The sequence below is a fragment of the Avibacterium sp. 21-594 genome (genome assembly GCF_026226815.1).
Classification (GTDB): Bacteria; Pseudomonadota; Gammaproteobacteria; order Enterobacterales; family Pasteurellaceae; genus Avibacterium; species Avibacterium avium.
Window position 1 is genome coordinate 1,339,136 of the sequence record NZ_JAKKOC010000001.1, and the last position, 25,270, is coordinate 1,364,405.

At 41.4% G+C, this 25,270-nt stretch carries 20 protein-coding genes and 1 pseudogene; 8 read left to right on the forward strand and 13 right to left on the reverse strand.

Annotation, left to right across the window (positions count from 1 at the left end; genetic code table 11):
- Nucleotides 1-68: 68 nt before the first annotated feature.
- Entirely contained in the window at nucleotides 69-1,016 is a 948-nt protein-coding gene (locus L5B76_RS06260; RefSeq protein WP_265754696.1) for a transposase, read from the reverse strand.
- A 354-nt stretch (nucleotides 1,017-1,370) separates the two neighbouring features.
- Entirely contained in the window at nucleotides 1,371-2,498 is a 1,128-nt protein-coding gene (locus tag L5B76_RS06265; RefSeq protein WP_265754697.1) for an anhydro-N-acetylmuramic acid kinase, read from the reverse strand.
- Nucleotides 2,499-2,580: 82 nt separating this feature from the next.
- On the opposite strand from L5B76_RS06265, the gene glmU reads away from it, so the two are divergent.
- Complete coding sequence (gene glmU / locus L5B76_RS06270) at nucleotides 2,581-3,942, forward strand: bifunctional UDP-N-acetylglucosamine diphosphorylase/glucosamine-1-phosphate N-acetyltransferase GlmU (RefSeq protein WP_265754698.1); 1,362 nt, start codon at nucleotides 2,581-2,583, stop codon at nucleotides 3,940-3,942.
- A 193-nt stretch (nucleotides 3,943-4,135) separates the two neighbouring features.
- On the opposite strand, the gene mazG is transcribed toward glmU, so the two are convergent.
- The gene (gene mazG, locus L5B76_RS06275) at nucleotides 4,136-4,915 is read right to left on the reverse strand and encodes a nucleoside triphosphate pyrophosphohydrolase (RefSeq protein ID WP_265754699.1); all 780 of its coding nucleotides are present in this window, start codon (nucleotides 4,913-4,915) and stop codon (nucleotides 4,136-4,138) included.
- A gap of 239 nt (nucleotides 4,916-5,154) precedes the next feature.
- Between mazG and uspA the strand changes: the two genes are divergently transcribed.
- On the forward strand, nucleotides 5,155-5,580 hold the full coding sequence (gene uspA / locus L5B76_RS06280; RefSeq protein WP_115248791.1) for a universal stress protein UspA: 426 nt from the start codon (nucleotides 5,155-5,157) through the stop codon (nucleotides 5,578-5,580).
- Nucleotides 5,581-5,681: 101 nt separating this feature from the next.
- Here uspA and L5B76_RS06285 read toward each other — a convergent pair whose 3' ends face one another.
- Complete coding sequence (locus L5B76_RS06285; RefSeq protein WP_194752148.1) at nucleotides 5,682-6,332, reverse strand: IS1595-like element ISHpa1 family transposase; 651 nt, start codon at nucleotides 6,330-6,332, stop codon at nucleotides 5,682-5,684.
- Between the two features lie 146 nt (nucleotides 6,333-6,478).
- Here L5B76_RS06285 and alaS point away from each other — a divergent pair, with 146 nt between their 5' ends.
- The 5 genes from alaS to mutS all read left to right on the forward strand — a co-directional run bounded on the left by alaS (nucleotide 6,479) and on the right by mutS (nucleotide 14,596).
- The gene (gene alaS, locus L5B76_RS06290; protein ID WP_265754700.1) at nucleotides 6,479-9,103 is read left to right on the forward strand and encodes an alanine--tRNA ligase; all 2,625 of its coding nucleotides are present in this window, start codon (nucleotides 6,479-6,481) and stop codon (nucleotides 9,101-9,103) included.
- A 153-nt stretch (nucleotides 9,104-9,256) separates the two neighbouring features.
- A complete protein-coding gene (gene csrA, locus L5B76_RS06295) occupies nucleotides 9,257-9,436 on the forward strand; it encodes a carbon storage regulator CsrA (RefSeq protein ID WP_194750808.1) in 180 nt (59 codons plus the stop codon).
- Between the two features lie 33 nt (nucleotides 9,437-9,469).
- Nucleotides 9,470-10,834 carry a phosphomannomutase CpsG gene (locus L5B76_RS06300; protein ID WP_194750807.1) on the forward strand — a complete coding sequence of 455 codons (1,365 nt, stop codon included), beginning with the start codon at nucleotides 9,470-9,472 and terminating at the stop codon, nucleotides 10,832-10,834.
- A gap of 157 nt (nucleotides 10,835-10,991) precedes the next feature.
- A complete protein-coding gene (gene galU / locus L5B76_RS06305; protein ID WP_265754701.1) occupies nucleotides 10,992-11,879 on the forward strand; it encodes a UTP--glucose-1-phosphate uridylyltransferase GalU in 888 nt (295 codons plus the stop codon).
- 131 nt (nucleotides 11,880-12,010) lie between these two features.
- Nucleotides 12,011-14,596, forward strand: coding sequence for a DNA mismatch repair protein MutS (gene mutS / locus L5B76_RS06310; protein WP_265754702.1), 2,586 nt, complete (start codon nucleotides 12,011-12,013; stop codon nucleotides 14,594-14,596).
- A 44-nt stretch (nucleotides 14,597-14,640) separates the two neighbouring features.
- Here mutS and ruvX read toward each other — a convergent pair whose 3' ends face one another.
- Genes ruvX through rsmE form a run of 3 tightly spaced genes read right to left on the reverse strand, consistent with a single transcriptional unit; the run spans nucleotide 14,641 to nucleotide 16,388 of the window.
- Nucleotides 14,641-15,072: a Holliday junction resolvase RuvX gene (gene ruvX, locus L5B76_RS06315; RefSeq protein ID WP_265754703.1), complete on the reverse strand. Its 432-nt coding sequence runs from the start codon at nucleotides 15,070-15,072 to the stop codon at nucleotides 14,641-14,643.
- On the reverse strand, nucleotides 15,072-15,629 hold the full coding sequence (locus L5B76_RS06320) for a YqgE/AlgH family protein (RefSeq protein WP_115248797.1): 558 nt from the start codon (nucleotides 15,627-15,629) through the stop codon (nucleotides 15,072-15,074). The genes ruvX and L5B76_RS06320 overlap by 1 nt, the downstream gene beginning before the upstream one ends.
- Nucleotides 15,630-15,653: 24 nt before the next feature.
- Entirely contained in the window at nucleotides 15,654-16,388 is a 735-nt protein-coding gene (gene rsmE, locus L5B76_RS06325; protein WP_265754704.1) for a 16S rRNA (uracil(1498)-N(3))-methyltransferase, read from the reverse strand.
- A gap of 145 nt (nucleotides 16,389-16,533) precedes the next feature.
- Here rsmE and L5B76_RS06330 point away from each other — a divergent pair.
- Nucleotides 16,534-17,133: pseudogene (locus L5B76_RS06330) on the forward strand (restriction endonuclease subunit S); the annotation flags it as partial.
- Here the strand turns inward: L5B76_RS06330 and L5B76_RS06335 are convergent.
- The 6 genes from L5B76_RS06335 to L5B76_RS06360 all read right to left on the reverse strand — a co-directional run bounded on the left by L5B76_RS06335 (nucleotide 17,119) and on the right by L5B76_RS06360 (nucleotide 25,266).
- Complete coding sequence (locus L5B76_RS06335) at nucleotides 17,119-18,051, reverse strand: site-specific integrase (protein ID WP_250351115.1); 933 nt, start codon at nucleotides 18,049-18,051, stop codon at nucleotides 17,119-17,121. The pseudogene L5B76_RS06330 and the gene L5B76_RS06335 sit on opposite strands and share 15 nt — an antisense overlap.
- 99 nt (nucleotides 18,052-18,150) lie before the next feature.
- Nucleotides 18,151-18,693 carry a restriction endonuclease subunit S gene (locus L5B76_RS06340; RefSeq protein ID WP_265754705.1) on the reverse strand — a complete coding sequence of 181 codons (543 nt, stop codon included), beginning with the start codon at nucleotides 18,691-18,693 and terminating at the stop codon, nucleotides 18,151-18,153.
- Nucleotides 18,690-19,688: a virulence RhuM family protein gene (locus L5B76_RS06345; RefSeq protein WP_265754706.1), complete on the reverse strand. Its 999-nt coding sequence runs from the start codon at nucleotides 19,686-19,688 to the stop codon at nucleotides 18,690-18,692. The genes L5B76_RS06340 and L5B76_RS06345 overlap by 4 nt, the downstream gene beginning before the upstream one ends.
- Nucleotides 19,681-20,565: a GIY-YIG nuclease family protein gene (locus tag L5B76_RS06350; RefSeq protein ID WP_265754707.1), complete on the reverse strand. Its 885-nt coding sequence runs from the start codon at nucleotides 20,563-20,565 to the stop codon at nucleotides 19,681-19,683. The genes L5B76_RS06345 and L5B76_RS06350 overlap by 8 nt, the downstream gene beginning before the upstream one ends.
- Nucleotides 20,566-20,723: 158 nt before the next feature.
- Entirely contained in the window at nucleotides 20,724-21,989 is a 1,266-nt protein-coding gene (locus L5B76_RS06355) for an ATP-binding protein (RefSeq protein ID WP_265754709.1), read from the reverse strand.
- Nucleotides 21,990-22,014: 25 nt separating this feature from the next.
- Nucleotides 22,015-25,266: a type I restriction endonuclease subunit R gene (locus tag L5B76_RS06360; RefSeq protein WP_265754710.1), complete on the reverse strand. Its 3,252-nt coding sequence runs from the start codon at nucleotides 25,264-25,266 to the stop codon at nucleotides 22,015-22,017.
- Nucleotides 25,267-25,270 lie beyond the last annotated feature (4 nt).

Sequence of the window (25,270 nt, forward strand, 5' to 3'; positions counted from 1 at the left end):
GTGAATAGGGATTGATGATTTGTGTAGCAACTGTATTCCGCTAAAAAGCAAAAATACAAATTCGTTAATTAAAGCGCGTGAGCGTCCCATTGCGAGCCATCGCGGACAATCGCATTTAAAATGGTTAGAAGCTTACGCATACAGGCGTTAATCGCCACTTTGAACGCCTTACCATTAGCGCGTAAACGTTCGTAAAATTGTTTGAGTTTAGGCTCAAAACGCACGCAAACAAATGTGGCCATATACAGTGCATTTCGCACGGCTTTGCGACCACCTGAACAGCGGCTTTTCCATTTGGTGTCACCGCTTTCTTTCGGATGTGGCGCAACGCCAACAAGCAAAGCAATTTGTTTATGTGTATATTGACCTAACTCAGGCAACATTGACATCAAAACGGCTATCGTTTGTGTGCCTAACCCTTTGATGTCTTTAAACTTTTTTATTGTATCGTCAAAATGTTTGAGATGCTGTTCGATTTCACTATCCAGCTCATCAATACGCAGACAGAGATAGTCGATATGCTGCTCAACACTGAGTCGTTGTGTGGAATGGACTTGTTCAAGGCGGTTTTTCTCCGCGGAACGCATTTCAACAAGCTGATTACGGCGTGAAACAAGGGCTTCAAGCTGTTCTTGCTCGGGAGTCGGTGGTATGTAAAGCTGTTGCGCTACATTATCACGCATTGCGAGCATCTGGGCGTAAAAAGCCAACATTTTGGCGTCTTTATTGTCGGTTTTTGCTAGTGACTGCGACATCGCAAACTGATTGGTTTGTCGCGGGTTGGCAATCACCACACGAAAGCCTGCGCGGTGGAGTGCTTTAGCTAATGGAAGTTCAAGCCCACCGGTGCTTTCAAGGACAATTAAGTCCACACTGAAACGACGTAAATACTCAATGGTATGCGCAATCCCTTTCGGGTTGTTGGTTTCGGTCTTTGTTCGTTTTTGGTTAGAAAGCCCAATAACGAAATGACGTTTAGCAACATCAATACCACAATAAGTTTGTTCATTCATCATTAACCTGCCTTGCATTCGGGTTTAAGTCTGGCAACTGTTCGGTTTTTTGGTGAAATGTTATCTGCTCTCATTGCTACAACTCGGTTTGTTGCCTGGGGCGGACTCGAGATGCAGATAACGGGGTTTTGTTGCTATTTTATATTAATTTTAATATACAAGGGGCGGACCGATGTGTCCGCCCATTTAAAATCGCGGTTTATTTTATTAAAAATAAAAGTGCGGTGAAATTTTGCCAGTTTTTCCTGCGATTAATTCTGTCCATTTCGGGCGAACACATAGGTTCGCCGCTACGAAAATTATTCTTTATAAAATAATGTGTTACAGTTACTTCTAGGTTCTAACCCTATTTATTATTCAACAATCCTTAGGATAAATCACCCCTAAACTCACCGCTTTTGTTGCACCGGTAACGCTCGGTTCGTTGGAGGGTAAATTTTCCATTCGGCGGTAAGCTAGCCATGCGAAGGCGGCAGCTTCTAGATAGTCTGCGTCTAAGCCATAATCTGTAGTTGTGGCGATTTGCCAATGGGGCAATAAACGTTGCAAGTGCGCCATAATAACAGGGTTTTTCGCGCCGCCGCCGCAGACTAATAATAAACAAGGAAGCGCGTTGTGTTGGCTTAAATATTGCAGATCTTGCGCGGTGCATTGTGCGGTAAATTCTGCCAGTGTTGCTTGCACATCTTGAGGGAGAAGTGCGGTGTGTTTTTGCAGAATTTTTTCTAACCAAGCTAAATTAAATAACTCTCGCCCCGTGCTTTTCGGCGCAGGCAAGGAGAAATAAGGATCTGCCAACAAATCTTGCAACAATGCAGGATTGCTTTGCCCAGACGCTGCCCATTCGCCATTTTTATCATAGCTTTTTCCCTGATGTTTGGCGATCCAACTATCTAGCAATGCATTGCCCACGCCTGTGTCGTAACCTAGCACTGGCTGGTTTGGGATTAGCACAGAAATATTGCTAATCCCACCAATATTCAGCACCACGGTATTTCGCGTAGGATCAGCAAACACATTGTGGTGGAAAGCAGGCACGAGTGGCGCGCCCTGTCCGCCATAAGCCATATCTTTACGGCGAAAATCAGCCACGGTAGTAATGTCTGTACGAGCAGCGATAATATTGGCATCGCCTAATTGCCAAGTAAAGGGCGATTGCCCTTGCGGTGCGTGCCAAATGGTTTGCCCGTGGCAGCCTACCGCCTGAATTTGTTCTGCGCTAAGAGAGTGTTTCGCCAAAAATTGGTTAATGCTTTCTGCATAAAGTACGCCAAGTTGATGATCTAGTTCGCCAATTTGCTGTAACGAGCCTTGCCCTTGCTGGCAAAGTGCGGTGAGATTTTGGCGCAAATTTTGTGGCATTGGCACAAAATCTGTGGCGACCACTTGCGCAGGCTGAGTGGAAAAATCCATTAGCGCGAGATCCACGCCGTCAAGGCTCGTGCCAGACATCACGCCAAGGTAATAATGGGATTGCATAAACATTTCCATAGAAAATTTGAATTGGCGATATTCTATTATAAAATAGCGCAGATTTTTATCTTAAACCGACAGAACAAGGATTTTTATGAAAAATTTAAGCGTAGTGATTTTGGCCGCGGGTAAGGGCACAAGAATGTATTCTGACTTGCCAAAAGTGTTGCATAAAGTTGCAGGCAAACCAATGGTGAAGCACGTTATTGATACAGCCAAACAGCTCAATGCCGATAATATTCATTTAATTTATGGCCACGGCGCAGAATTATTACAACAACACCTTGCCGATGAAAATGTAAATTGGGTGCTACAACCTGTGCAACTTGGTACAGGACACGCAATGCAACAGGCTGCGCCATTTTTCGCAGACGATGAAAATATCGTAATGCTGTATGGCGATGCACCGCTTATCACCGCGCAAACCTTGCAAAAACTGATTGATGCCAAACCAGAAAACGGCATTGCCTTATTGACCGCGCATTTAGAGGATCCAACAGGCTACGGACGGATTATTCGTCAAGACGGCAATGTAGTTGCCATTGTTGAGCAAAAAGACGCCACGCCAGAACAATTAGCCATTCAAGAAGTGAATACAGGCGTAATGGTTTCCAGTGGCGCGAGTTTTAGAAAATGGTTAGCAAAATTGGATAACAACAATGCGCAAGGCGAATATTATATGACCGATGTGATTAAATTCGCCAACCAAGACGGCTGCAAAGTGGCTGCTGTGCAAGCGCAAGATTTAATGGAAGTGGAAGGCGCAAATAACCGCTTACAACTGGCTGAGCTTGAGCGTTATTATCAACGTAAACAAGCGGAAAAATTATTGCTGGCGGGTGTGAGTTTGCGTGATCCAAACCGTTTTGATTTGCGTGGCGAAATCACTCACGGTAAAGATGTGGAAATTGATGTAAACGTGATTATTGAAGGCACAGTCAAATTAGGTAATCGTGTCAAAATTGGCGCTGGTTGCGTGATCAAAAACTGTGTGATTGGCGATGATGTAGAAATCAAACCTTATTCTGTATTTGAAGATGCCGTGATTGGCGAACAAGCTCAAATTGGGCCTTTTGCCCGCCTTCGCCCCGGTACAGAACTTGCCGCACAAACCCATATCGGCAACTTTGTGGAAGTGAAAAAATCACAAATTGGCAAAGGCTCGAAAGTGAACCACCTAAGCTATGTGGGCGATAGCGAAATTGGCGCGAATTGTAATATCGGCGCAGGTACCATCACTTGTAACTATGACGGCGTAAACAAATTCAAAACCGTGATTGGTGATGATGTGTTCGTAGGTTCAGACAGCCAACTGGTTGCCCCAGTAACCATCGCCAAAGGCGCAACCATCGGCGCAGGCACAACCGTTACCAAAGATATTGCAGAAAATGAACTGGTGATCTCACGGGTTCCACAACGTAATATCCAAGGCTGGAAACGCCCAACTAAAAAATAAGTGTAGAAGTGATCTGCTCCCTAAAAATTGGATACTCTCCACAAATTAAGGAGCAGATTTTTATGCGAAAACATTATTCAATAGACTTTAAACTGCAAGCAATTTCATTAGTTTCTGAATAATGAGTATGCGTCAAGAAACGGAATATTTAATTTCCTAGCTGTCTAGGATTTTGGGGGCCGACTACGCATTTTTATTCTTCGCTTTTCACCTTATCCCAAAGTGCATCTAATTCTTCAAGGGTGCTATTTTGTAGCGATTTGCCTTGTTGTTGGGAGAGGGCTTCCAGTTGGCGGAAACGGCGTTCAAATTTTTGGTTGGCTTTGCGTAAGGTTTCTTCTGGGGAGCAATGTAAGTGGCGGCTTAAATTGGCAACGGCAAAGAGCAGATCACCGATTTCTTCTTCAATTTTTGCCTGATCTTGTTGCGGGTGGGTAAGCTCAGCTTGCACTTCTTGTAATTCTTCTTGCACTTTGGCGATCACAGGTTGCACGTTATCCCAATCAAATCCTACTTTGGCACAGCGTTTCTGTAATTTTTCTGCGCGCATTAGGGCAGGGAAAGCGTGGGGAATGTTGTCTAAAATGGACTGACGAGTTTTGTTTTCTTCCGCTTTAATCTTGTTCCAATGGCTGAGCGCTTCTTGTTCGTTGTGGGCTTTTTCTTCACCAAAAACGTGTGGGTGGCGGCGAAGAATTTTTTCTGCCACTTCATTGACTACATCATCAAAGGTGAACAAGTTATCTTCTTTGGCTAGTTGGCTGAAAAAGACCACTTGGAGCAGTAAGTCGCCCAGTTCTTCGCGTAAATTTTCCGTGTTTTGCTGTTCGATGGCTTCGACCACTTCATAGCTTTCTTCTAATAAGCAAGGGGTCATCGATTGATAGGTTTGTTTCAGATCCCAAGGGCAGCCACTATTTGGGTTGCGTAGTTGGGCGATGAGTTGTAGGAAATCTTGGATATTGTGTTTCATTTTTTGCTCGTTTGTACTTTTTTACTTGTTAAGGTTAGGCTGAATGGCGATTATCATAGCATAATTGATGAGTGCTGAGGTTAAAGGTGGGTTAAACAGGCGTTAAGTTATGATGTTAAATTATTGAAAAGTGCGGTGTTTTTTTTCTGAAAATGTGATCTAGTGCATATTTTTTTCTCCATACTAGTGATAGTATGAGAAAAAATTGATTAGCCACTCAGATAAGTAAGGAGTTAGTTATGTATAAACACGTTTTAGTCGCAGTAGATCTTTCTGAGGAAAGTACTTTCTTAGTGGAAAAAGCAGCAGGTGTTGCACAACGGAATGAAGCAAAATTATCGATCATTCACGTAGATGTAAACTTTTCCGATCTTTATACTGGGTTGATCGATGTGAATATGTCATCAATGCAAGATCGTATTTCCACCGAAACGCATCAAGCATTGGTTAGTTTGGCGGATCAAGCCAGTTATCCTGTATCTGAGAAGTTAAGTGGTAGCGGTGATTTAGGCCAAGTATTGGCTGATGCTATTGATAAATATGATGTGGATTTATTGGTTACGGGTCATCACCAAGATTTCTGGAGCAAATTAATGTCTTCAACCCGTCAAGTGATGAATACAATCAATATTGATATGTTAGTTGTACCGCTGCGTGATGAATAAATTTTGACGAAAAAAGCGAAGAATTGATCATTTAATCTGCATTTTAGAGCGATTTATTTTTGCTTTAAGATGCAGATTATTTTTGGGGCTGTCCTAGATAACTAGGCTAAACTCCCTTTAACCAATTGTTTTAAAATAGAAATTTGACTTTTTATGTTGCTGTAATTAAAACGCCATTCACATTCCTTTAAATAAAGCTCAAAATGCGCTTTTGGGATACCATTAAATTTGCGTAAATGGCGTTTTGCTTGGCTCCAAAAATTCTCAATTCCGTTAATGTGGTTATGATTTTCAGCAAAATGTGTGCTGTGATTGATACGAAAATGACTAAATTCACTCACATCAAGCACGTCATAACTACGATAATTATCGGTGTAAACAATACTATCAGGCTTTACCTGCTCCCGAATAATGGGTAACAAGGTGGCAGATTGCGTATTTGGAACCGCAACGGTATAAACCTTGCCATTGCGCTTGAGAAGCCCGAATACCGCAATTTTCCCTGCCGCACCACGACCACGTTTGCCTTTGCGAGCACCGCCAAAATAACTTTCATCGGCTTCAATTTCACCTTCAAACATCTCTAAGTGAAGGCTGTTTTGATAGATGAGTTGGCGTAAACGATGAAAGTAATATGCGGCAGTCGTTTTGTTTACATTGACTAACTCTGCTGCTGTCCTTGCAGTAACACCTGCAACAAATAGCTCAATGAGTTTATTTTGTTTGTGCTGACTTAGACGACTTTTTCTCATTGGTTCATTCTAACCTAAATAGATTTTTTAGTGTTATCTAGGACAGCCCCTTATTTTTTCTCTTGAAAAATGTTTTTTCTAAATTTTAAAAGTATGACAAAATAAGCCCCATTTATCGAATAAGCAAGATAACATAAGGCGATTTAATGAAAACAACGGCAGAAATAAGAAAGTCTTTTTTAGATTTTTTCCATAGCAAAGGCCATCAAGTGGTGCCAAGTAGTTCCCTTGTGCCTGAAAATGATCCAACATTATTGTTCACCAACGCGGGAATGAACCAATTTAAAGATGTATTTCTTGGTTTAGACAAGCGCCCTTACAGCCGTGCGACAACCGCACAGCGTTGTGTGCGTGCAGGCGGAAAACATAACGATTTAGAAAACGTAGGTTATACCGCGCGTCATCACACTTTCTTTGAAATGCTTGGTAATTTCAGTTTTGGTGATTATTTTAAACAAGATGCAATTCATTTTGCGTGGGAATATCTCACATCCGATGCGTGGTTAGGTTTACCAAAAGAGAAACTTTGGGTAACCGTGTACGAAACCGATGATGAGGCCTATGACATTTGGCACAACCAAGTTGGCGTGCCAGCAGAACGCATTATTCGTATTGGTGATAATAAAGGCGCGCCTTATGCGTCAGATAACTTCTGGCAAATGGGTGATACTGGCCCGTGTGGCCCTTGTACTGAGATTTTCTACGATCACGGTGATCATATTTGGGGTGGCCCACCGGGTTCACCTGAAGAAGATGGCGATCGCTATATTGAGATCTGGAATATCGTATTTATGCAGTTCAACCGCCAAGCAGATGGCACAATGGAAAAATTGCCAAAACCGTCTGTGGATACAGGAATGGGCTTAGAGCGTATTACCGCTGTGTTACAGCACGTTAATTCCAATTACGATATTGATATTTTTAAAACACTTATCGCAAAAGCGGCAGAATTAACAGGCGAGAAAGATTTAGGTAATAAATCCTTGCGCGTTATCGCAGACCATATTCGTTCGTGCGCTTATTTGATCGCAGACGGCGTATTGCCATCTAACGAAGGGCGAGGTTATGTGTTGCGCCGAATTATCCGCCGTGCGGTACGCCACGGACATTTACTTGGCGCGAAAGAAGCCTTTTTCTACAAACTTGTGCCAACCCTTGCAGAAGTGATGGCAGAAGCAGGTCAAGAGATCAAAGAAAACCAAGCGCATATCGAAAAAATCTTACGCTTAGAAGAAGAACAATTTGCGCGCACTTTAGAGCGTGGTTTGGCGTTATTAGATGACGCCTTAAGCCAAGTGAAAGATGGCGTGCTTTCTGGCGAAGTAGCGTTCAAACTTTATGATACCTTTGGTTTCCCACTGGATCTTACTGCCGATGTGTGCCGTGAACGTGGTATCACTATTGATGAAGCAGGCTTTGAGCGTGAAATGGAAGCACAACGCCAGCGCGCGCAATCAGCCAGCCAGTTTGGTATGGATTATAACAATGTGATTCGCGTGGACGGCTCAACGGAATTTGAAGGTTATAGCGAATCAAAAAGTCGCGCAAAAATTACCGCACTTTTCTATGAGGGCAAACCAGTAGAACAAATCAGCGCAGGACAAAATGCGGTGGTTATTTTGGAAAATACCCCGTTTTATGCGGAGTCTGGCGGTCAAGTGGGCGATACAGGGCGTTTAGAAGGGCAAGATTTCTTGTTCAACGTTACCGATACGCAAAAATATGGCCAAGTGTTTGGGCATATTGGTGGTGTGGCGGAAGGCACGCTGAGCGTAGGGCAAGTTGTTGATGCGGTTGTTGATGTGGCGCGCCGTAAACAAATTTCCTTAAACCACAGTGCAACCCACTTGTTACACGCGGCCTTACGTCAAGTGTTAGGTAACCACGTTGCGCAAAAAGGCTCATTGGTATCAAACAATTTATTGCGTTTTGACTTTGCACAACCTGAAGCAATTTCTAAAGAACAGCTGTTTGAAGTGGAAAAATTAGTCAACCAACAAGTGCGCGCTAATCACCCTATTCAAACAGAAATTATGGATTTAGATGCCGCGAAAGCAAAAGGGGCAATGGCATTATTCGGCGAAAAATACGCCGAACAAGTGCGTGTTCTCACAATGGGCGATTTTTCCATTGAACTTTGTGGCGGAATTCACGCCCAATATACAGGTGAGATTGGTTTATTCAAAATCATCAGTGAAAGCGCCATTGCGGCGGGTATTCGCCGTATTGAAGCGGTAACAGGCGAAACTGCCATTGATTGGCTTCACCAACAGCTTGGTGTGCTAAATCAAAGTGCAGACTTATTAAAATCTGATGTTTCTTCGCTGACGGATAAAATCCAACAATTACAAGACAAAGCGAAGAAAGCAGAAAAAGAATTGCAACAATTCAAAGAGAAAGCTGCGATGCAAGCTGGATCGGATATTGCAAAAAGTGCGGTGAAAATTAACGGTGTTTCTGTCGTATTACAGCAACTTGATGGAATGGATACCAAGTCATTGCGAGTGATGGTTGATGATTTGAAAAATCAACTTGGATCTGCGGTGATTGCCTTCGTTTCGGTATTAGAGGGTAAAGTGAGTTTAGTCGTAGGGGTTACCGCTGATTTAACAGCAAAAGTAAAAGCCGGCGAGCTGGTCAATATTATGGCTCAGCAAGTAGGCGGAAAAGGCGGTGGTCGTCCTGATATGGCAATGGCAGGGGGATCACAACCAGAAAATGTGAAAGAGGCACTTTCAGCTTGCTCAGATTGGTTAAATACCCATTTATAATAAAAATTTTGTGCCGTAGCTCACAACTTTGAATTTCATTCATCACGTTGTTTGAGTGAATGGAGTAAAATGAAGCAAGTAGTGTCCTTAATTACATTAGGGGAGAAAAATCGTCGATAGGATGTCGAATTAAACAAAAAATGAGGAGGTTGTATGCTGATCTTAACCAGAAAAGTTGGCGAAAGCTTACTCATTGGTGATGAGATTTCTATTACGATATTAAGTGTTCGTGGTAATCAGATCAAAGTGGGTGTCAATGCCCCGAAAGAAGTGTCTGTCTATCGAGAAGAAATTTACCAACGTATGAAAAAACAAGATGACACGTCATCTTAATTAACTTAGTAATTAGAAAAAAGGTGGATAGTTATGAGTAAATTAACTTGCTTCAAAGCTTATGATATTCGTGGTCGCTTAGGCGATGAGCTTAATGTGGATATTGTTTATCGCATTGGTCGAGCCTTTGGACAGTTTTTAAAGCCCAAAACCATCGTTGTTGGTGGTGATGTGCGTTTAACCAGTAAAGAATTAAAAAGTGCCGTAACTAACGGTCTATTAGACTCTGGGGTAAACGTGATTGATTTGGGTGAAACGGGTACTGAAGAAGTTTACTTTGCCACCTCTTTCTTAAAAGCCGATGGCGGAATTGAAGTAACCGCAAGTCATAATCCGATGGATTACAATGGCTTAAAATTGGTGCGTGAGGGTTCACGTCCAATTAGTGCGGATACTGGGCTTGCTGATATTCAACGCTTAGCAGAGGAAAATAATTTTCCACCTGTTACGCAACGCGGTGAATATAAGCAACTTTCCGTATTAGGTGATTACGTTGAGCATTTATTATCTTATATCAATTTAGATAATTTAAAACCAATGAAATTGGTGATTAACTCAGGAAATGGCGCAGCAGGGCACGTTATTGATGCCATTGAAGCGCAATTCCGAGCAAAACGTGTGCCGGTGGAATTTATTAAAGTGCATAACAATCCAGATGGCACATTCCCAAATGGTATTCCAAACCCAATCTTGCACGAAAATCGTCAAGATACCATTGATGCTGTGCTTGAGCATAAGGCAGATATGGGCATTGCCTTTGACGGTGATTTTGACCGCTGTTTCTTATTCGATGAAAATGGTAACTTTATTGAAGGTTACTACATTGTTGGGTTACTTGGTCAAGCCTTCTTGCAAAAAAATAAAGGGGCGAAAATCATTTATGATCCACGCTTAATTTGGAATACCGTTAAATTGGTGGAAGAAAATGGCGGTGAGGCAGTAATGTCAAAATCAGGCCACTCTTTCATTAAAGAAAAAATGCGTGCCGTTGATGCCATTTATGGTGGGGAAATGAGCGCACACCACTATTTCCGTGATTTCTTCTACTGCGACAGTGGAATGATCCCTTGGTTATTAGTGATGGAATTAGTTTGCACCACAGGCAAATCATTAGGCGAATTAGTTAATGAAAGTATTAATACTTTCCCATCTCCGGGCGAAATTAATAGTAAATTAACCGATGCCAAAGCGGCGATTGCCCGCGTTCGTGCAGCGTATGAAAAAGAGGCAATTTCAGTAGATGAAATTGATGGTATCAGTATTGAATATCCAAATTGGCGCTTCAATTTGCGTACATCAAACACTGAACCTGTGGTACGCTTAAATCTTGAAACGCGTGGCGATAAACAGTTAATGACTGAAAAAACCGAAGAAATTTTGGCATTATTACGTCAATAACTTAGCAAAAAAACACCGCACTTTAAGGACAAGGTGCGGTGTGTTCTTTTCTCGGCTATCATTAGATAGCCATTTTCTTACCGTTTCACAACATTAAATAAAAGCTATAAAGTGCGGTAAGATTTTGAATCATTTTAATTAAATAGAAGGACACCGAATGAAAGTTGTTATTCCCGTAGCTGGATTAGGTACAAGAATGCTTCCAGCAACCAAAGCGATTCCAAAAGAAATGCTCACTCTCGTGGACAAGCCGCTAATTCAATATGTGGTGAGCGAATGTGTGGCTGCGGGAGTAAAAGAAATTGTATTAGTGACGCACTCTTCCAAAAATGCCATTGAAAACCACTTTGACACCTCTTTTGAATTGGAAACAATGTTGGAAAAACGGGTAAAACGTCAATTATTAGAAGAAGTGCGCTCTATTTGCCCGAAAGATGTTACCATTATGCACGTTCGTCAAGGTAACGCCAAAGGCTTAGGACACGCAGTATTATGCGCCCGTCCATTGGTGGGTGATGCGCCTTTTGCGGTGGTGTTACCTGATGTGCTACTTACCGATTTCAGTGCCGATCAGCGTAAAGAAAACCTCGCGGCAATGATCAAACGCTTTAAAGAAACTAATGCCAGCCAAATCTTGGTTGAGCCAGTTTCTGAGCAAGACATCAGTAGTTATGGGATTGTCGATTGCGAAGGCGTGCAGTTTAACCCAGGTGAAAGCGCGAAGATTAAACGCACCGTAGAAAAACCAGCGGTGGAAGATGCGCCGTCTAATCTTGCCGTGGTGGGGCGCTATGTGTTCTCCGCAAGCATTTGGGATTTATTGGCAAAAACGCCAGTGGGCGTGGGCGATGAAATTCAGCTCACCGATGCCATTGATATGTTAATCGAAAAAGAAACCGTTGAAGCCTTTTATCAAACAGGCGGCAATTTCGACTGCGGGGACAAATTAGGCTATATGCAAGCCTTTGTAGAATATGGCATTAGACACCCTAAACTCGGCGATGAATTTGCTACATTTATTAAGAAATTAGCAAAAACGCTTTAGTCGCGAGTAAAAATGTAAAAAATTCTTACCGCACTTAAATGTAAGAAATAGCGTTGTCCATACAACGCTATTTTTGTTTCGTAAAAATACGAGTAAGATAGGCAGTATTCAAGATTAATTTAGGCAAGATAATGAACTTAGACGATAAAAATAGCCAACACACCCCAATGATGCAGCAGTACCTTCGATTGAAAGCAGAAAATCCTGAGATTTTGCTGTTTTATCGAATGGGGGATTTTTATGAATTATTTTATGATGATGCAAAAAAAGCGGCGGCATTGTTGGATATTTCCTTGACCAAACGTGGGCAATCTGCAGGGCAGCCTATTCCTATGGCAGGCGTACCCTATCACGCGGTGGAGGGCTATTTAGCGAAATTAGTTCAGCTTGGCGAAAGTGTGGCGATTTGCGAGCAAGTGGGCGATCCTGCCACAGCAAAAGGCCCGGTGGAGCGTCAAATTGTTCGTATTGTTACTCCCGGAACAATCAGTGATGAAGCCTTGTTGCCTGAACGTCAGGATAATTTGATTGCCGCGGTTTATCAGGAAAAAGACAAATTTGGCTTGGCAACTTTAGATATGGCATCGGGGCGTTTTCAGTTGAGTGAGCCTGCCAGCAAAGAGAGTTTGCAGGCGGAATTACAGCGTATTCAGCCTGTGGAATTGCTTTACAGTGAAGATTTTGAAGATCGTTATTTAATTGAAAATGCAAAGGGATTACGCCGCCGTCCCATTTGGGAATTTGAATTAAAAACTGCCATTGAGCAGCTTAATCGTCAATTTGGTACGCAAGATTTACGCGCCTTTGGGGTGGAAAAATCCCCGCTTGGGCTTTGTGCTGCAGGCTGTTTATTACAATACGCCAAGGAAACTCAGCGCACCGCGTTGCCCCATATTCAAAACATTAGCTTAGTGCAAAATAATGAGAATATTCAATTAGATGCCGCTACAAGACGAAATTTAGAACTTACCCAAAATCTCGCGGGTGGTACAGAGCATACCCTTGCTTCCGTGTTGGATAAATGCGTTACTCCAATGGGAAGCCGTTTGCTGAAGCGTTGGATTCACCAACCAATTCGTGATCGTGAAAAATTAACCTTACGCCAACAAACCATTAGTCAAATTTTGCAACAGGATTTAGTGGCAGAATTTCAACCGCACTTGCAACAAGTGGGGGATATGGAACGGATTTTAGCGCGCGTGGCATTGCGTTCAGCGCGTCCACGGGATCTCACCCGTTTACGCACCGCGCTCGCGCAAATTCCTGCGATTCAACATTATCTTAATCAACAACATTGTCCGCAATTTGCTGCATTTTCTCAACAAATTGCCGATTTTTCAGCGCAATTAGATCTATTAGAACGTGCGATTATTGAAAATCCCCCTTTGTTGATTCGTGATGGTGGCGTGATTGCAGAAGGTTTTAACGCAGAACTTGATGAATGGCGCTCCCTTTCGGACGGCGCAACCCGTTATTTGGAAGAGCTAGAGCAAAGAGAACGAGAAACCACAGGCATTGATAGCCTGAAAATCGGTTTTAATGCGGTACACGGCTATTATATCCAGATCCCGCAAGGGCAAGCACACAAAGCGCCTATTCATTATGTGCGCCGCCAAACTCTAAAAAATGCGGAACGTTACATTATTCCTGAATTAAAAACCTATGAAGATAAAGTACTGAAAGCCAAAGGCGCAGCGCTTGCGCTGGAAAAGCAACTTTATGAAGAAATTTTTGATGAATTATTACCGCACTTAGGCGCATTGCAGCTGGCAAGCCTTGCTTTGGCAGAATTAGATGTGCTAACCAACTTGGCTGAGCGGGCAGAAACCCTGAACTATGTTGCGCCAGCTTTTAGTAATGAAATTGGCGTGGATATTCAAAATGGCCGCCATCCAGTGGTGGAACAGGTGTCCAAAAATCCGTTTATTGCCAACCCAGTCAAACTGAGTGCTGATCGCCATTTATTGATCATAACTGGCCCGAATATGGGGGGGAAAAGTACCTATATGCGTCAAACTGCATTGATCACGCTAATGGCTTATATAGGATCTTTTGTGCCAGCAGAAAGTGCTATGATCGGCCCGATCGATCGCATTTTCACGCGTATTGGCGCATCAGATGATCTGGCTTCAGGGCGTTCAACCTTTATGGTAGAAATGACAGAAATGGCGAATATTTTGCATCAAGCCAGCGCAAACAGCTTAGTGCTTATTGATGAAATTGGGCGCGGCACGTCCACCTATGACGGACTTTCCCTTGCTTGGGCCTGTGCGGAATGGCTTGCACAAAAAGTACGATCGCTTACCTTATTTGCCACGCATTATTTTGAGCTGACCGTTTTGCCTGAGCAGTTGAAAGGCATTGTCAACGTGCATTTAGACGCGGTGGAACATAACGACACCATCGCCTTTATGCACGCAGTGCAAGAAGGTGCGGCAAGTAAAAGTTACGGCTTGGCGGTGGCTGCACTGGCTGGCGTTCCGCAATCGGTGATTAAACTCGCCAAACAAAAACTGGCGCAATTAGAAAAATTCTCCCAACAAAACAATCAGTTAAATGCAGAAGCCGTGCAACAACAAGGGCAAGGCGAGCTGTTGTTAATGGAAGAAAATGAGCAGAAAGATGCGCTTTGGCAGATGATTGAAAATCTTGATCCTGATGAAATGAGTCCGAAACAGGCGTTGGCCTATTTGTATGAACTAAAGAAAATAAGATAAATGGAAAGTGCGGTAAAAAATTCACCAAATTTATACCGCACTTTTTATTTTTCATACGCTTGTGTTGGACTTTCAAACCAACTTTCTAAAATAATGCAGGCAGAAATGCTGTCCACCTTGCCTTTTTCAAGCGCTTTAAAGCCACCACGTTGGAAAATCTCGGCGCGCGCTTCCGTGGTGGTAAGGCGTTCGTCTTGTAAGGTTACGGTTACGCCAAATCGTCCGTGTAAGCGATTGGCGAATTTTCTGGCGCGTTGGGTGAGCGGCTGTTCTGTGCCGTCCATATTTAAGGGTAAGCCGACCACCACAATGTTAGGCTTCCATTCCATTAGGCATTTTTCGATAGCCACCCAATTGGGAATGCCGTCTTGTGCTTTAAACGCAGGCAAAGGCTGGGCAGAGCCTGTGATACTTTGGCCTACGGCACAGCCGATACTTTTCGTACCAAAATCAAACGCAAGGGCGGTGATGCTCATTAACTATGCCCTACTTGATGGGTAAAATTGTGCTGTTCGATGCCTAATAATTGATTTGCCGCTGCCCAGCGTTCAAGAGGTGGCACATCAAACAAAATATGTTCATTAGCAGGTACAACTAGCCAGTCATTGTAAGCAATTTCTGTTTCTAACTGTTTCGCCGACCAGCTTGCACAACCAAGGGCAACAAGATATTTTTCTGGTTGAATTGGCGTACCAAAGGTTTCGATGACATCAGGCGAAACCGTCAGCCATAGGTTATCCGCCACTTTTGTACTGGTCATAAAACGTTCTTGATTATCCGTATGCAGAATAAAGCCACGTTCTAAGTGTGTTGGGCCGCCGGCTAGCACCAATTGATTGGGATAACGGCGATTATCCGCCATCATAAAATTCATTTTCAGTGAGAGTTCCGCAATGCTCAGATCGGTGGGCTGAGTTAACACCAATCCCATTGCGCCTTGCTCACTATGTTCGCAAATATACACCACGGAACGATAAAAATGATCGTCTTCCAAATGGGGCATTGCGATTAAAAAATGGTTTTGTAATTGCATATTTTCTTTCCTAAATTCAGGGGGTTAGGCTAAATCCCCAAAACAAACCTGTAACGCGGTGATTGCACTTAACGCCGCTGTTTCTGTGCGTAACACACGCTTGCCAAGCAACACTTCGGTAAAGCCTTGTTGCTCCGTTTGAGTAATTTCTTGTGGCGACAAGCCACCTTCTGAACCAATGAGCAAGCGCACCCCTTCAGGTGGCATAGCAGGCAAGGTACGAATGGAATATGTCGCACGTGGGTGCAAATTCAGCTTTAACATACCGTCTTGCTCGGCACACCATTCTTCTAATTTCATCATTGGACGGATTTCTGGGATCACATTTCGCCCGCACTGCTCACAAGCGGAAATCGCAATTTTCTGCCATTGCTGAATTTTTTTCGCCATACGTTCCGCATCGAGCTTTACCCCACAGCGTTCCGACCACAATGGTGTGATCACCTTTACCCCAAGCTCCACGGATTTCTGAATGGTAAATTCCATTTTTTCGCCACGGGACATCACCTGCCCAAGATGAATGTGCAGCGGGCTTTCCCGATCATCAAACTGACAATCTAAAATCTCCACGCCCACCGCTTTTTTGCTCACTTGCGTAATCACCGAAGGGTAAATATGGTTGCTACCATCAAATAATTCAAGGTGATCGCCTACTTGCATCCGCAACACCCGCCCAACGTGATTCGCCGCCTCTTCTGTTAACTCACATTGCGTACTATCGCGTAGAGAAATAGGATGATAAATTCTGGGAATTCGCATTTTTTCTTACTGTTAATTAAGGTTTGTCTATCATATCAGAAATTGAGGTGATAGGCGGTGATTGTTTTTACAAAAGTGCGGTCGTTTTTTGTGAGATTTTTGGCGTAGCTGTACCAAAAATAATTTTTACGCTTGGGAAAAGTGCAAGCTTCTAGACATTAAAAATATAGTTAAGATTATAGATTTTAGAGGGGTGACGCCCAAAAAATTAGGAATGAATTGGAGCGCTACTGGATACTTAGCATTGTCAGCATTAAATGTTAAAAATGGTTTTATAGATTATTCCATTAAAGCAAATTATGGAGGCGAAGAACTTTATAAAAAATGGATGTCAGGCAATGAGCTAAAAAAAGGGCAAGTATTATTTACAACAGAAGCACCTATGGGTAATGTTGCTCAAGTACCTGATAATAATAAATACATCTTAAGTCAAAGAACTATAGCTTTTGAGGTCAATCCTCAAAATTTAACAGATGATTTCTTAGCAGTATTACTTACATCACCAAATATATTTAAACGTTTATCATCCCTTGCTAGTGGAGGTACAGCTAAGGGTATAAGCCAAAAATCATTGTCAGAACTATTTGTACAATTACCAAACTCAACTATCGAACAACAAAAAATCGGCACGTTTTTCAGGCAGCTCGATAGGCTCATTACTCTTCATAAGCGAGAGGGCATAAAATCACCGCCCCAAAGAGCGGTGAAAAAATTCTTTATTTTCGATAAGTTAAGTAATATTTAGGTTTGATAATGATCGCATTACAATGTCCACATCTTTATTTTCCAATTCGTGAATAATATGCAAATAGGTTTTTTGCGTGGTAGTAATGCTGGCGTGTCCTAAACGACGAGCTACACTTGCAATGGATACACCTGCAAATAGTAGCAGTGAGGCGTGGGTATGGCGAAGTCCGTGTACCGTAATAATTGGAATAGCCGCTTTTTTACAATAACGTGCAATAAGATCATTAATCGTAGAATTATAGACTTTTTCCTGATTTGGCAGAAAAATTGGAATATTTTCAGGGCAATGACGGATTAATTGGGCAAATTGAATTATCGTTTGCCAATCTAGTTGAACTTTGCGAATAGAAGAGCGATTTTTAGTCGGTAAAAATCCACCTTCATTTTTATAATCCCACGTTTTATTGATTGTTAAAGTCTGCCGTGCAAAATCAAAATCTTTTGGGGTAACGGCAAGGGCTTCTGAAAAACGCAATCCCGTTTTTGCGATCAATAAAATTAGCCAATCAAAGCTTAATTTTTCACTTAAATTAAGCTGGTGAATAAGGGTTTGTAATTCATATTGGCTCAAATATTTTGGTTTTTTCTCTCGTGGAATTTTGCCTTTAATAATGGCTTTACGTGTAGGATCGCGGATTACTAATCCCTCATCAACAGCATCTAAAATTGCGCCTTTAATTTGATGATGAAAATCCATTACAGTTTGCCGCTCGTGGCTATTTGCATAATCATTTAAGAGTTGCTGATAGCTAATGCGATTTAAATCACATAACCTAAGCCTTGGTGCAAGGCGAATAAGCCAAGTATGCGTCATTTTGTATTTAGCGAGTGTTACTGGGCGGATCGCACCCTCTTTATAAATGCGAATCCAGCGTTTGAAATAGCGATGAAAAAGCTCTTGATTAGTTAATCGCATAATGATGTCCTCCATTTTATTGAATTGAAAATTACACAATACAACTTAAGAACTATTCAGCGATTTTGTCTATTTTGCAAGATTTTGACTTTGTTTTTATTATCTTTTTTCTAATACCTCTCGCTTATGAAGAGTAATGAGCCTATCAAGCTGCCTGAAAAACGTGCCGATTTTTTGTTGTTCAGGGAGGGAGGGGAGATTTATCTCAACTTTTTTTAGTTCATTAGAGTTTATAGAATCAAATGTTGAACCTGTGCTTAAAGTTTTCCAGAAACCAAAAATATTCATTTTACTTAATGTCTGAAATATGAATTCGTTACCTCGGATTGCAGCTACTCCTCTTCCTAAAACTAAGTCGTAATTAGTTTTTCCTATTTCTCCGACAGGGGCTCTAACACTAAAAATAATATCTCCTTTTTTTCCTAATTTGGTTATTTGCGTTGTCCAAACTCTAGGTGTTACCCAACCATTTTTAATATCAGCATTTCCTTGTACTAATATGTAATCTTTAGGATTATTAGTATAAAATTTTGAACTTGGAGATTGCCCCATAATAATATTAGCCACCTCTCCCAGCTTGCACTTTTCCCAAGCGTCAGTAAATTCGGGGAAGCGAATTTTTGGTATATTGTTGTTTTTCATCGTTTTATTTCCTTTATTTGTTGGGTTAGGGCTAAAAATTCTTCATCTTCGCGATCGGCTTGGCGTGCAGCTTGTTGTTTGCGGTTTTGTTCAAACTCGTCATAAATTGACCGCACTTTTTCTTCCATCTGTTTATGGCTGATTTTGCCTGATGTTTTCAATAGCGGTTTATCATTAAAGGTAAGCAAGGCATCTACGTTATTTCGCCAGTAGTCTAACGTGAGGTCTTGGCGGTTTTTAGCCCGTAATTCAGCACTTTCTAAAAAGATAACCACTAGGCGGTTTAGGCTGTCAATTTCATCAGCCGTTAAGTAATTTTTGGCAATAAGAATGTCTTGTTTACGAACTTGATTGCCTTTCCAGCTTGTGAGTCCCATATTTGGGGTGTTGGCATCGGCACGACTGATGATGAGCTCGGCTGCCGTTTGTTCAGTAACAGCATAAATGAGTTTGTTTTGGGTTTCAGCAAAAAACATTTGTGTGGCTTTGTCGTTACCATCATAATCACTAGAAAGGGCAAAAAGGTCTCGTACTTTTTGGTAAAAACGCTTTTCACTGGCACGAATATCTCGAATGCGTTCAAGTAATTCGTCAAAGTAATCAGGGCGTCCATCAGGATTTTTTAGCCGCTCATCGTCCATCACAAAGCCTTTTTTCATAAGCTCTGCAAGCTGTGTATTTGCCCATTGGCGAAATTGTGTACCTCGTTGGCTACGAACACGAAAGCCAATGGCTAAAATCATTTCAAGGCTGTAAAACGCGACATTGTAATTTTTGCCATCGTTGGCAGTTATTGAGAAATACTCAATAACTGAATTTTCTAATAATTCTTTTTCTTTCAATATGTTGGCAATATGTTTATTGATGTTGCTTACCGAGGTGGCAAAAAGTTCTGCCAGTTGGCTTTGGTTTAACCAAACGGTACCATCTTGAGCATAAAGCGAAACTTTGGCTTTGCCATCATCTGTGTGGTAGATAATAATTTTATTAGTCATCATTTTTCCCTTGGGGATTGGCGTAAATTTCTTTGAGCGTTTTGCCTTGGGCGGTTTTAAACTCTGCCCAGCCATTGGCATTGCCCAAGATCAGCAACGATGCTGCACTGCTTGGGCTAGTAAAGCGAAAATCTTTGGTAAAAAAACACCGCTCTTTTTCTTTGTGCAAAACACCTTTTTCAATCAGTTCATCGCATTGGGTGATGAACTTTTGCCGATATAGTGGCGTTTTATCGTCTTTATGCTGATAGGCAAAATGTGAACCTTTTAGCACAATCATACCGTCTTGGGTGTAGATGGCTTGGGCTTCTACACCGCCACGCGGACAATGAAAAATTTGCTCGGGTTGGCTGTTGGGCTGTGTTGGTTTGCGTAATGGTTCAAAAATCGGGTAACCCAGCGTAGAAAGCAAGAGTTCGCCAATTTCAAACATCGCTTCGCAAGCCGCTTTAAGGGGCAATGGTGTATGCGTTTTTTGCCCTTTATTGCCATTAAATAGGCTAAATCGCCCGCTTTGTGTGGCTTTTTCAATCGCCAGCCATTCTAGATAAAGGGCGTGCGTTTGGGTGAGGTTTTGGGTGAGCGAAACCAGCACCAAGGCGCGCGTGAAGTCAATTTCATTTTTGTCGTGGTGTTGTTTAAGGCGTTTGCCCACTTCACCTGATTGCCCGATATAGACTTCATCATTATCCATACCGCCAATCAGAAAATACACGCCCACTTGGCTGGCTTCTTCCATCGCAAAAAAGGTCGCTAAATCACGGCGTGGCACTTCAATGACACGCATAATCGAGGTACTTTCTTCGGCAATGCGAATGCCTTGCGGTTCGCCTGTGGGCAGGAAGATTTGAATGGTTTTGGGGTGTTTGGGGTGCATTGGGGGTTCCTCTAAGGTCTAAAATTGTTTTTTGCTCATAACCATCTAGACAATTTTAAATCCATATATCTAATTGATTTTCAATCATTTTATTAAGAATGATGAAAGTTTTGTCTAAATGATTCGTCTAAATTTGTCTAAACTATTTTTTATATTGCTCATCTAGACAATTGCCAAATACGGTTTTTATTGCATATAATCCCTTGATTTTTCAGTGATTGTAGAAGATTTTTAATTTTATGGTACTTCTGATTTTCGTCTAAAGCCGTAGGAAGTTTGTCTAGCAGAAGTCGTTCAAAATCTTTTCGCTTAGCTGTTTTGAATTGTTGCAAATATTCAATAATAAGTTTTTGATAATATTTATCATTGAGTCCTTTATGATGAATATATGTGGCTTCATCATCACTAAGTTGTGCAATTGTTGCAGAAATATAGTAATTGGGTTTTCTACCTTCAATGAGCTTTTTGCTTTTTAAGTGCTTTGCCGCTTTATCTGAGATAGGTATCTTTTTCTGTACTTTATCAAGCAACATAATTTCTTCTAGTGATAAATTAGGAGAAGAAGCGAGCTTTTGGGCATAGGCAATATCCAATACTTTACCTACGATACATACCTGTACTTTTTGATCTGAAAGCTGGTATTCGGGTAAGGGAAAAAACCGTTCTTTTTGAATGGTAAACATTTTTCTAATGCCGCTGCCGATCGTGTCAATCATATTAATATTAACCATTGCATTCGCTAAAAAACGATTACGATAGCGGTTTTCTGGTGCGTTTTCAGATAAAACCATTTCAATACTTTGAGGAATAAATCTCCCCGAGTTAGTAAAATAGAGCTGACTATTTTGGCATTCTACTAATGTAATTTTGCCACCTAACTCATAATCTTGGTGAGCAATAGCATTGTGTAGTGCTTCTCGTATTATGTAGGGGTCATATTGCTCAACTTCTTCTGGAAAGAGATTACCGTTTTTGATGTAGCGATATTTTAAGTTTCGGATTTTATTAAATACTTTTTCTACATTAAGTAATAGTGGGCAGGAAAAATGCTCATAATCCATTTCACTGCCTTGTTCATTTTTTAAAATCCAAGTAATCATTGGGCTTGCTGGATTAATCAGAACTTTCGATTCTTCTTTGCCTAGTTTCATATCCTGAATGTTAAAGCGTTCTGATAAGCCATCAGCAAGTTTTTTCTTAATTTCATTACTACCATTCTTTCCGCTGCAGTATGTTGTACCAACTATTTTTTTATCATCACTAACCCCCAATACTAAGAATGCAAAAGGTTTATGATGAAGGTTGGCCTCATTAGCAAGCGCAGAGCAATAGCGTCCTAATTTGTTATCATCAAATTGGTTTTTTGCTTCTTTAAATTCAATGAGTTCATTTTCAGATTGCTGTAATAATTGAGCTACCTGCATATTGCCTCCTTTACTTATTTTTCACTTAATCCTGCACCAACCTATCAGCCAACTGATAAAACGCTTTGCGTAATTCTGTGCGGTATTTGATGTTGGTTAATTTTTGTATATGTTCATCCGTAGCAAGTGCGGTGTAATTTTTGCTGCCTTCTGTGATGATGGTGGTGAGTTTTTTATCATCGTCTAAATCTTTTTCGCCATAGCGATGATTAGCGATAAAATTGCGGATTTGCACATTGTTAATGATGTCGGTAATGCCCCATTTATTGCGAAAATCTAGCAATTTACGATCAATGCTGATATTGCTTGCCGTGCTGATAGTCTTTGACAGTTCGGCAACGCTGATATTTTTCCATTTTTGGCTTGAATCTGTTGGATATTCGCCTGCCATAATGGCTTGAATTGCACGGCGGATTTGTTCTGCATAAGCTGTATCATCCATACCATTGGCAAATTGTTGGATTTTTTCTTCTGTTTTTTCTGCAGCTTCGGTTTCACCGGCTTGTACTTGGGTAATAAGTTGATTCACGAGTTCGGTGAGATAATCATAATCAACTTTAATGTCCTTAATATGAGTCATTCTCAGCTCAACTTGAGATATTGGAATATCTTTTTCCCGAGCTAAATGGCGTTTTAGTTCACCGGCAAGTACGGTAGTGAGCATTTCAAATTGGCTTGGCGTCATTCCAAGCGCTTCAATGAGTGCATCTGGATTATCGTAATCAAAGCCGGCAATATGCCCATCAATTTCCTCAGCTGGATATTGCTTTAATTTGGTAATGCCCGCATTAAAATCACGTAAATGAACTAACATTTCTTCTTTTGCTTTTTCACTTGGAGGAAGTTGCATAAATGGTTCGCCACTTGGGTTTTGAGTACATTCAGCGAGGGCATTGACGACATTTTTGACTTCATCTAATTGTTGATGAAAAGGCTTTACAAGCCAAGGTGGAGTTGGGTCATCATCGCCATAGACAGGCGAGGGTTCTTCAATTTTATTTGCCGAATCTTTGTTGGCGTATGTGGCGAGTGCTTCGTTCATTAGACGTTCATTTTGTACAGGCCAACGGTAATTCACCACTTGTCCCCAAGGTTTTTCTTGCAAATCGGCGATACGGTTGGTGCGTGAATAGGCTTGCACCAGCCCAGCACCTTTTAAGATACGATCGACATAGAGGGTGTTAAGTCCCGGCGCATCAAAGCCGGTGAGTAGTTGATCGATAACGATAACAAGATCAAGATAATTTCTATCGTAAACGGTTTTATTTAGGCGAGAGCTGAGATCTGAAAAATATTCTTGGACAGTGTTTAATCCCCAATTTGTACCAAAGATTGCGTTATAGTCATTAATTGCGTCGTGTAACACTTGATTTGTTTGTGCCATTTCATCACTGTTGTCTGTGTTTAAGCTATAAGTTAGCGCAACTTTTAAGGTAAATTCACCTTTTTTTGACCGCTCTTTGTTCACTCGTTGAAATTCTTGATAGTATTTTGAGGCAAGTGGCGTGCTAGCACCATTACCACTGACGTGGACGGTGAACATTGCGTTGTATTTAAAATCATTGGAACGATTTCGCCAGTTTTTGAAAATATCAGCGACAACAAGGCGGATATGTTCATCACTTTCATCGTAAAAATTACGCGTGAGTGTACGTTCCACTTTTTCGCCTTTGCTGATCGTAGTTTTGCTCTCATTATCTAAGAATTTAGCCTCATCAAATTCCTCTTTACGCATTGCTTCAAGCTCAGCATCAATTTTTTCTTCCGACCAATCAGGGTATTTCTGTTTGAGTAATTCACGAATATCTACAGTGCTTTTGAAATCCACTTTGAAGCCTAGTACGTTGCGATCAGCAATGGCTTCTTTAATGGTGTAGGCGTGCAATAAGTTGCCAAAAATATTTTGCGTGGTTTTTCCGTCAAACATTGGAGTACCAGTATATCCGACCCAAACGCCGTGCTTGAATTTCTCTTTGATAAGCTGGAATTGATCTCCCGCAGTAGAGCGGTGCGCTTCATCAACAATGAAAACGATATTTTTATTTGGTGCGCTAAAATCGCGACTTTTCACTAGTTTTCCAAGTTTTTGCACACTCGTAATAATAATGCTATTTTCATTGCTTTTGAGTTTTCGGCGTAAATCTCGAGTATTATTTGTATCCAGAATAGCGCCTACATCGTCATTGTTATCTGGGTCATAAGCACGATAATTTTCAAGCGTTTGCTTGGTTAAAGCTATACGATCGACCACAAAGACGACTTTGTTTACCTTAGGTAAACGGCTTGCCAACCACGCAGTTTTGAAACTGGTGATGGTTTTTCCTGAGCCTGTGGTATGCCAAATATAGCCAATTTTTTTATCACCCATTTCAAAATCGGCGTGTTTAATCCCCTCAATCACTGCTTGCGTTGCATAAACTTGGTAAGGACGCATTACTTTGAGCATTGTTTTGTTTGGCGTACCATCTAAAATCATATAGTTCGTTGCCATTTGGTGCGCCATTGGGATAGAAAGCATTGAATCGGCAAACTCTTTCCAGTGTCGAACAATACTGTTATCACTACGTTTTTGCCAAGCAAAGGAAAAATCCTTATTAAAATAATCAGCTGTCGTATTTGCCATATATCTTGCATTGTGCGGTGTCATTCCTACCAAGATTTGTACGGTGGAAAAAATACCTTGGTATTGCTGTTCTTTAATATATTGCTCCATTTGGTTGAGTGATTCATTGGCAGAATGTGCATCGGCTTTGAGTTCTAGCTGAATAATAGGTAAGCCATTGATCAATAAAGTTACATCAAAACGGCGGTTTGGTTTACCGGGGATAACCGCAGGGCGTTCGATTTGATTGACAATTTGATAAACCGTGTTGCCTGCGCCAACTTGTTTTTGATCAAAGACAGTTAAAAAAACGTGCTTACCATCATCTAAATCAATTTCAATTTGTGAAACACCATTAGTTCCATATAAAAATTTCCCAGCCTCAAAGGGGGTACGAGTTTGCTCAGCCAGTTTGGTTTTTACTTGATTAAATTCATTTTCACTTAAGGGGGATCTTAATGACTGGGCATTTAACCGTTCTAAAATGCGTTTAAAATTATCCCAAAGCTGTTCTGTTGTTTTGATTTCAGGAAGATATTGCCAAATTCTCGTTTTTCTAGGGAAATCTAAATAGTGGCTTAATCCTTGCAAATGATCAGCTGTGGTGATGTTGCCAGTGGAAAGATATTCAATAAGGGATTTTTCAAATTCCGATTCGTATTTATAGTTAGGCATAATC

What these genes read in the sequence shown, in the direction of transcription:
- ruvX (WP_265754703.1), bottom strand. Translation starts at nt 15,072, where the DNA reads ATGAGCATCACCGCCCTTGCGTTTGATTTTGGTACGAAAAGTATCGGC.
- rsmE (WP_265754704.1), bottom strand. Translation starts at nt 16,388, where the DNA reads ATGCGAATTCCCAGAATTTATCATCCTATTTCTCTACGCGATAGTACG.
- L5B76_RS06285 (WP_194752148.1), bottom strand. Translation starts at nt 6,332, where the DNA reads ATGAGAAAAAGTCGTCTAAGTCAGCACAAACAAAATAAACTCATTGAG.
- L5B76_RS06355 (WP_265754709.1), bottom strand. Translation starts at nt 21,989, where the DNA reads ATGCAGGTAGCTCAATTATTACAGCAATCTGAAAATGAACTCATTGAA.
- L5B76_RS06350 (WP_265754707.1), bottom strand. Translation starts at nt 20,565, where the DNA reads ATGCACCCCAAACACCCCAAAACCATTCAAATCTTCCTGCCCACAGGC.
- L5B76_RS06320 (WP_115248797.1), bottom strand. Translation starts at nt 15,629, where the DNA reads ATGCAATTACAAAACCATTTTTTAATCGCAATGCCCCATTTGGAAGAC.
- mazG (WP_265754699.1), bottom strand. Translation starts at nt 4,915, where the DNA reads ATGAAACACAATATCCAAGATTTCCTACAACTCATCGCCCAACTACGC.
- alaS (WP_265754700.1), top strand. Translation starts at nt 6,479, where the DNA reads ATGAAAACAACGGCAGAAATAAGAAAGTCTTTTTTAGATTTTTTCCAT.
- L5B76_RS06300 (WP_194750807.1), top strand. Translation starts at nt 9,470, where the DNA reads ATGAGTAAATTAACTTGCTTCAAAGCTTATGATATTCGTGGTCGCTTA.
- L5B76_RS06345 (WP_265754706.1), bottom strand. Translation starts at nt 19,688, where the DNA reads ATGACTAATAAAATTATTATCTACCACACAGATGATGGCAAAGCCAAA.
- L5B76_RS06340 (WP_265754705.1), bottom strand. Translation starts at nt 18,693, where the DNA reads ATGAAAAACAACAATATACCAAAAATTCGCTTCCCCGAATTTACTGAC.
- csrA (WP_194750808.1), top strand. Translation starts at nt 9,257, where the DNA reads ATGCTGATCTTAACCAGAAAAGTTGGCGAAAGCTTACTCATTGGTGAT.
- glmU (WP_265754698.1), top strand. Translation starts at nt 2,581, where the DNA reads ATGAAAAATTTAAGCGTAGTGATTTTGGCCGCGGGTAAGGGCACAAGA.
- uspA (WP_115248791.1), top strand. Translation starts at nt 5,155, where the DNA reads ATGTATAAACACGTTTTAGTCGCAGTAGATCTTTCTGAGGAAAGTACT.
- L5B76_RS06260 (WP_265754696.1), bottom strand. Translation starts at nt 1,016, where the DNA reads ATGATGAATGAACAAACTTATTGTGGTATTGATGTTGCTAAACGTCAT.
- mutS (WP_265754702.1), top strand. Translation starts at nt 12,011, where the DNA reads ATGAACTTAGACGATAAAAATAGCCAACACACCCCAATGATGCAGCAG.
- L5B76_RS06335 (WP_250351115.1), bottom strand. Translation starts at nt 18,051, where the DNA reads ATGCGATTAACTAATCAAGAGCTTTTTCATCGCTATTTCAAACGCTGG.
- galU (WP_265754701.1), top strand. Translation starts at nt 10,992, where the DNA reads ATGAAAGTTGTTATTCCCGTAGCTGGATTAGGTACAAGAATGCTTCCA.
- L5B76_RS06265 (WP_265754697.1), bottom strand. Translation starts at nt 2,498, where the DNA reads ATGTTTATGCAATCCCATTATTACCTTGGCGTGATGTCTGGCACGAGC.
- L5B76_RS06360 (WP_265754710.1), bottom strand. Translation starts at nt 25,266, where the DNA reads ATGCCTAACTATAAATACGAATCGGAATTTGAAAAATCCCTTATTGAA.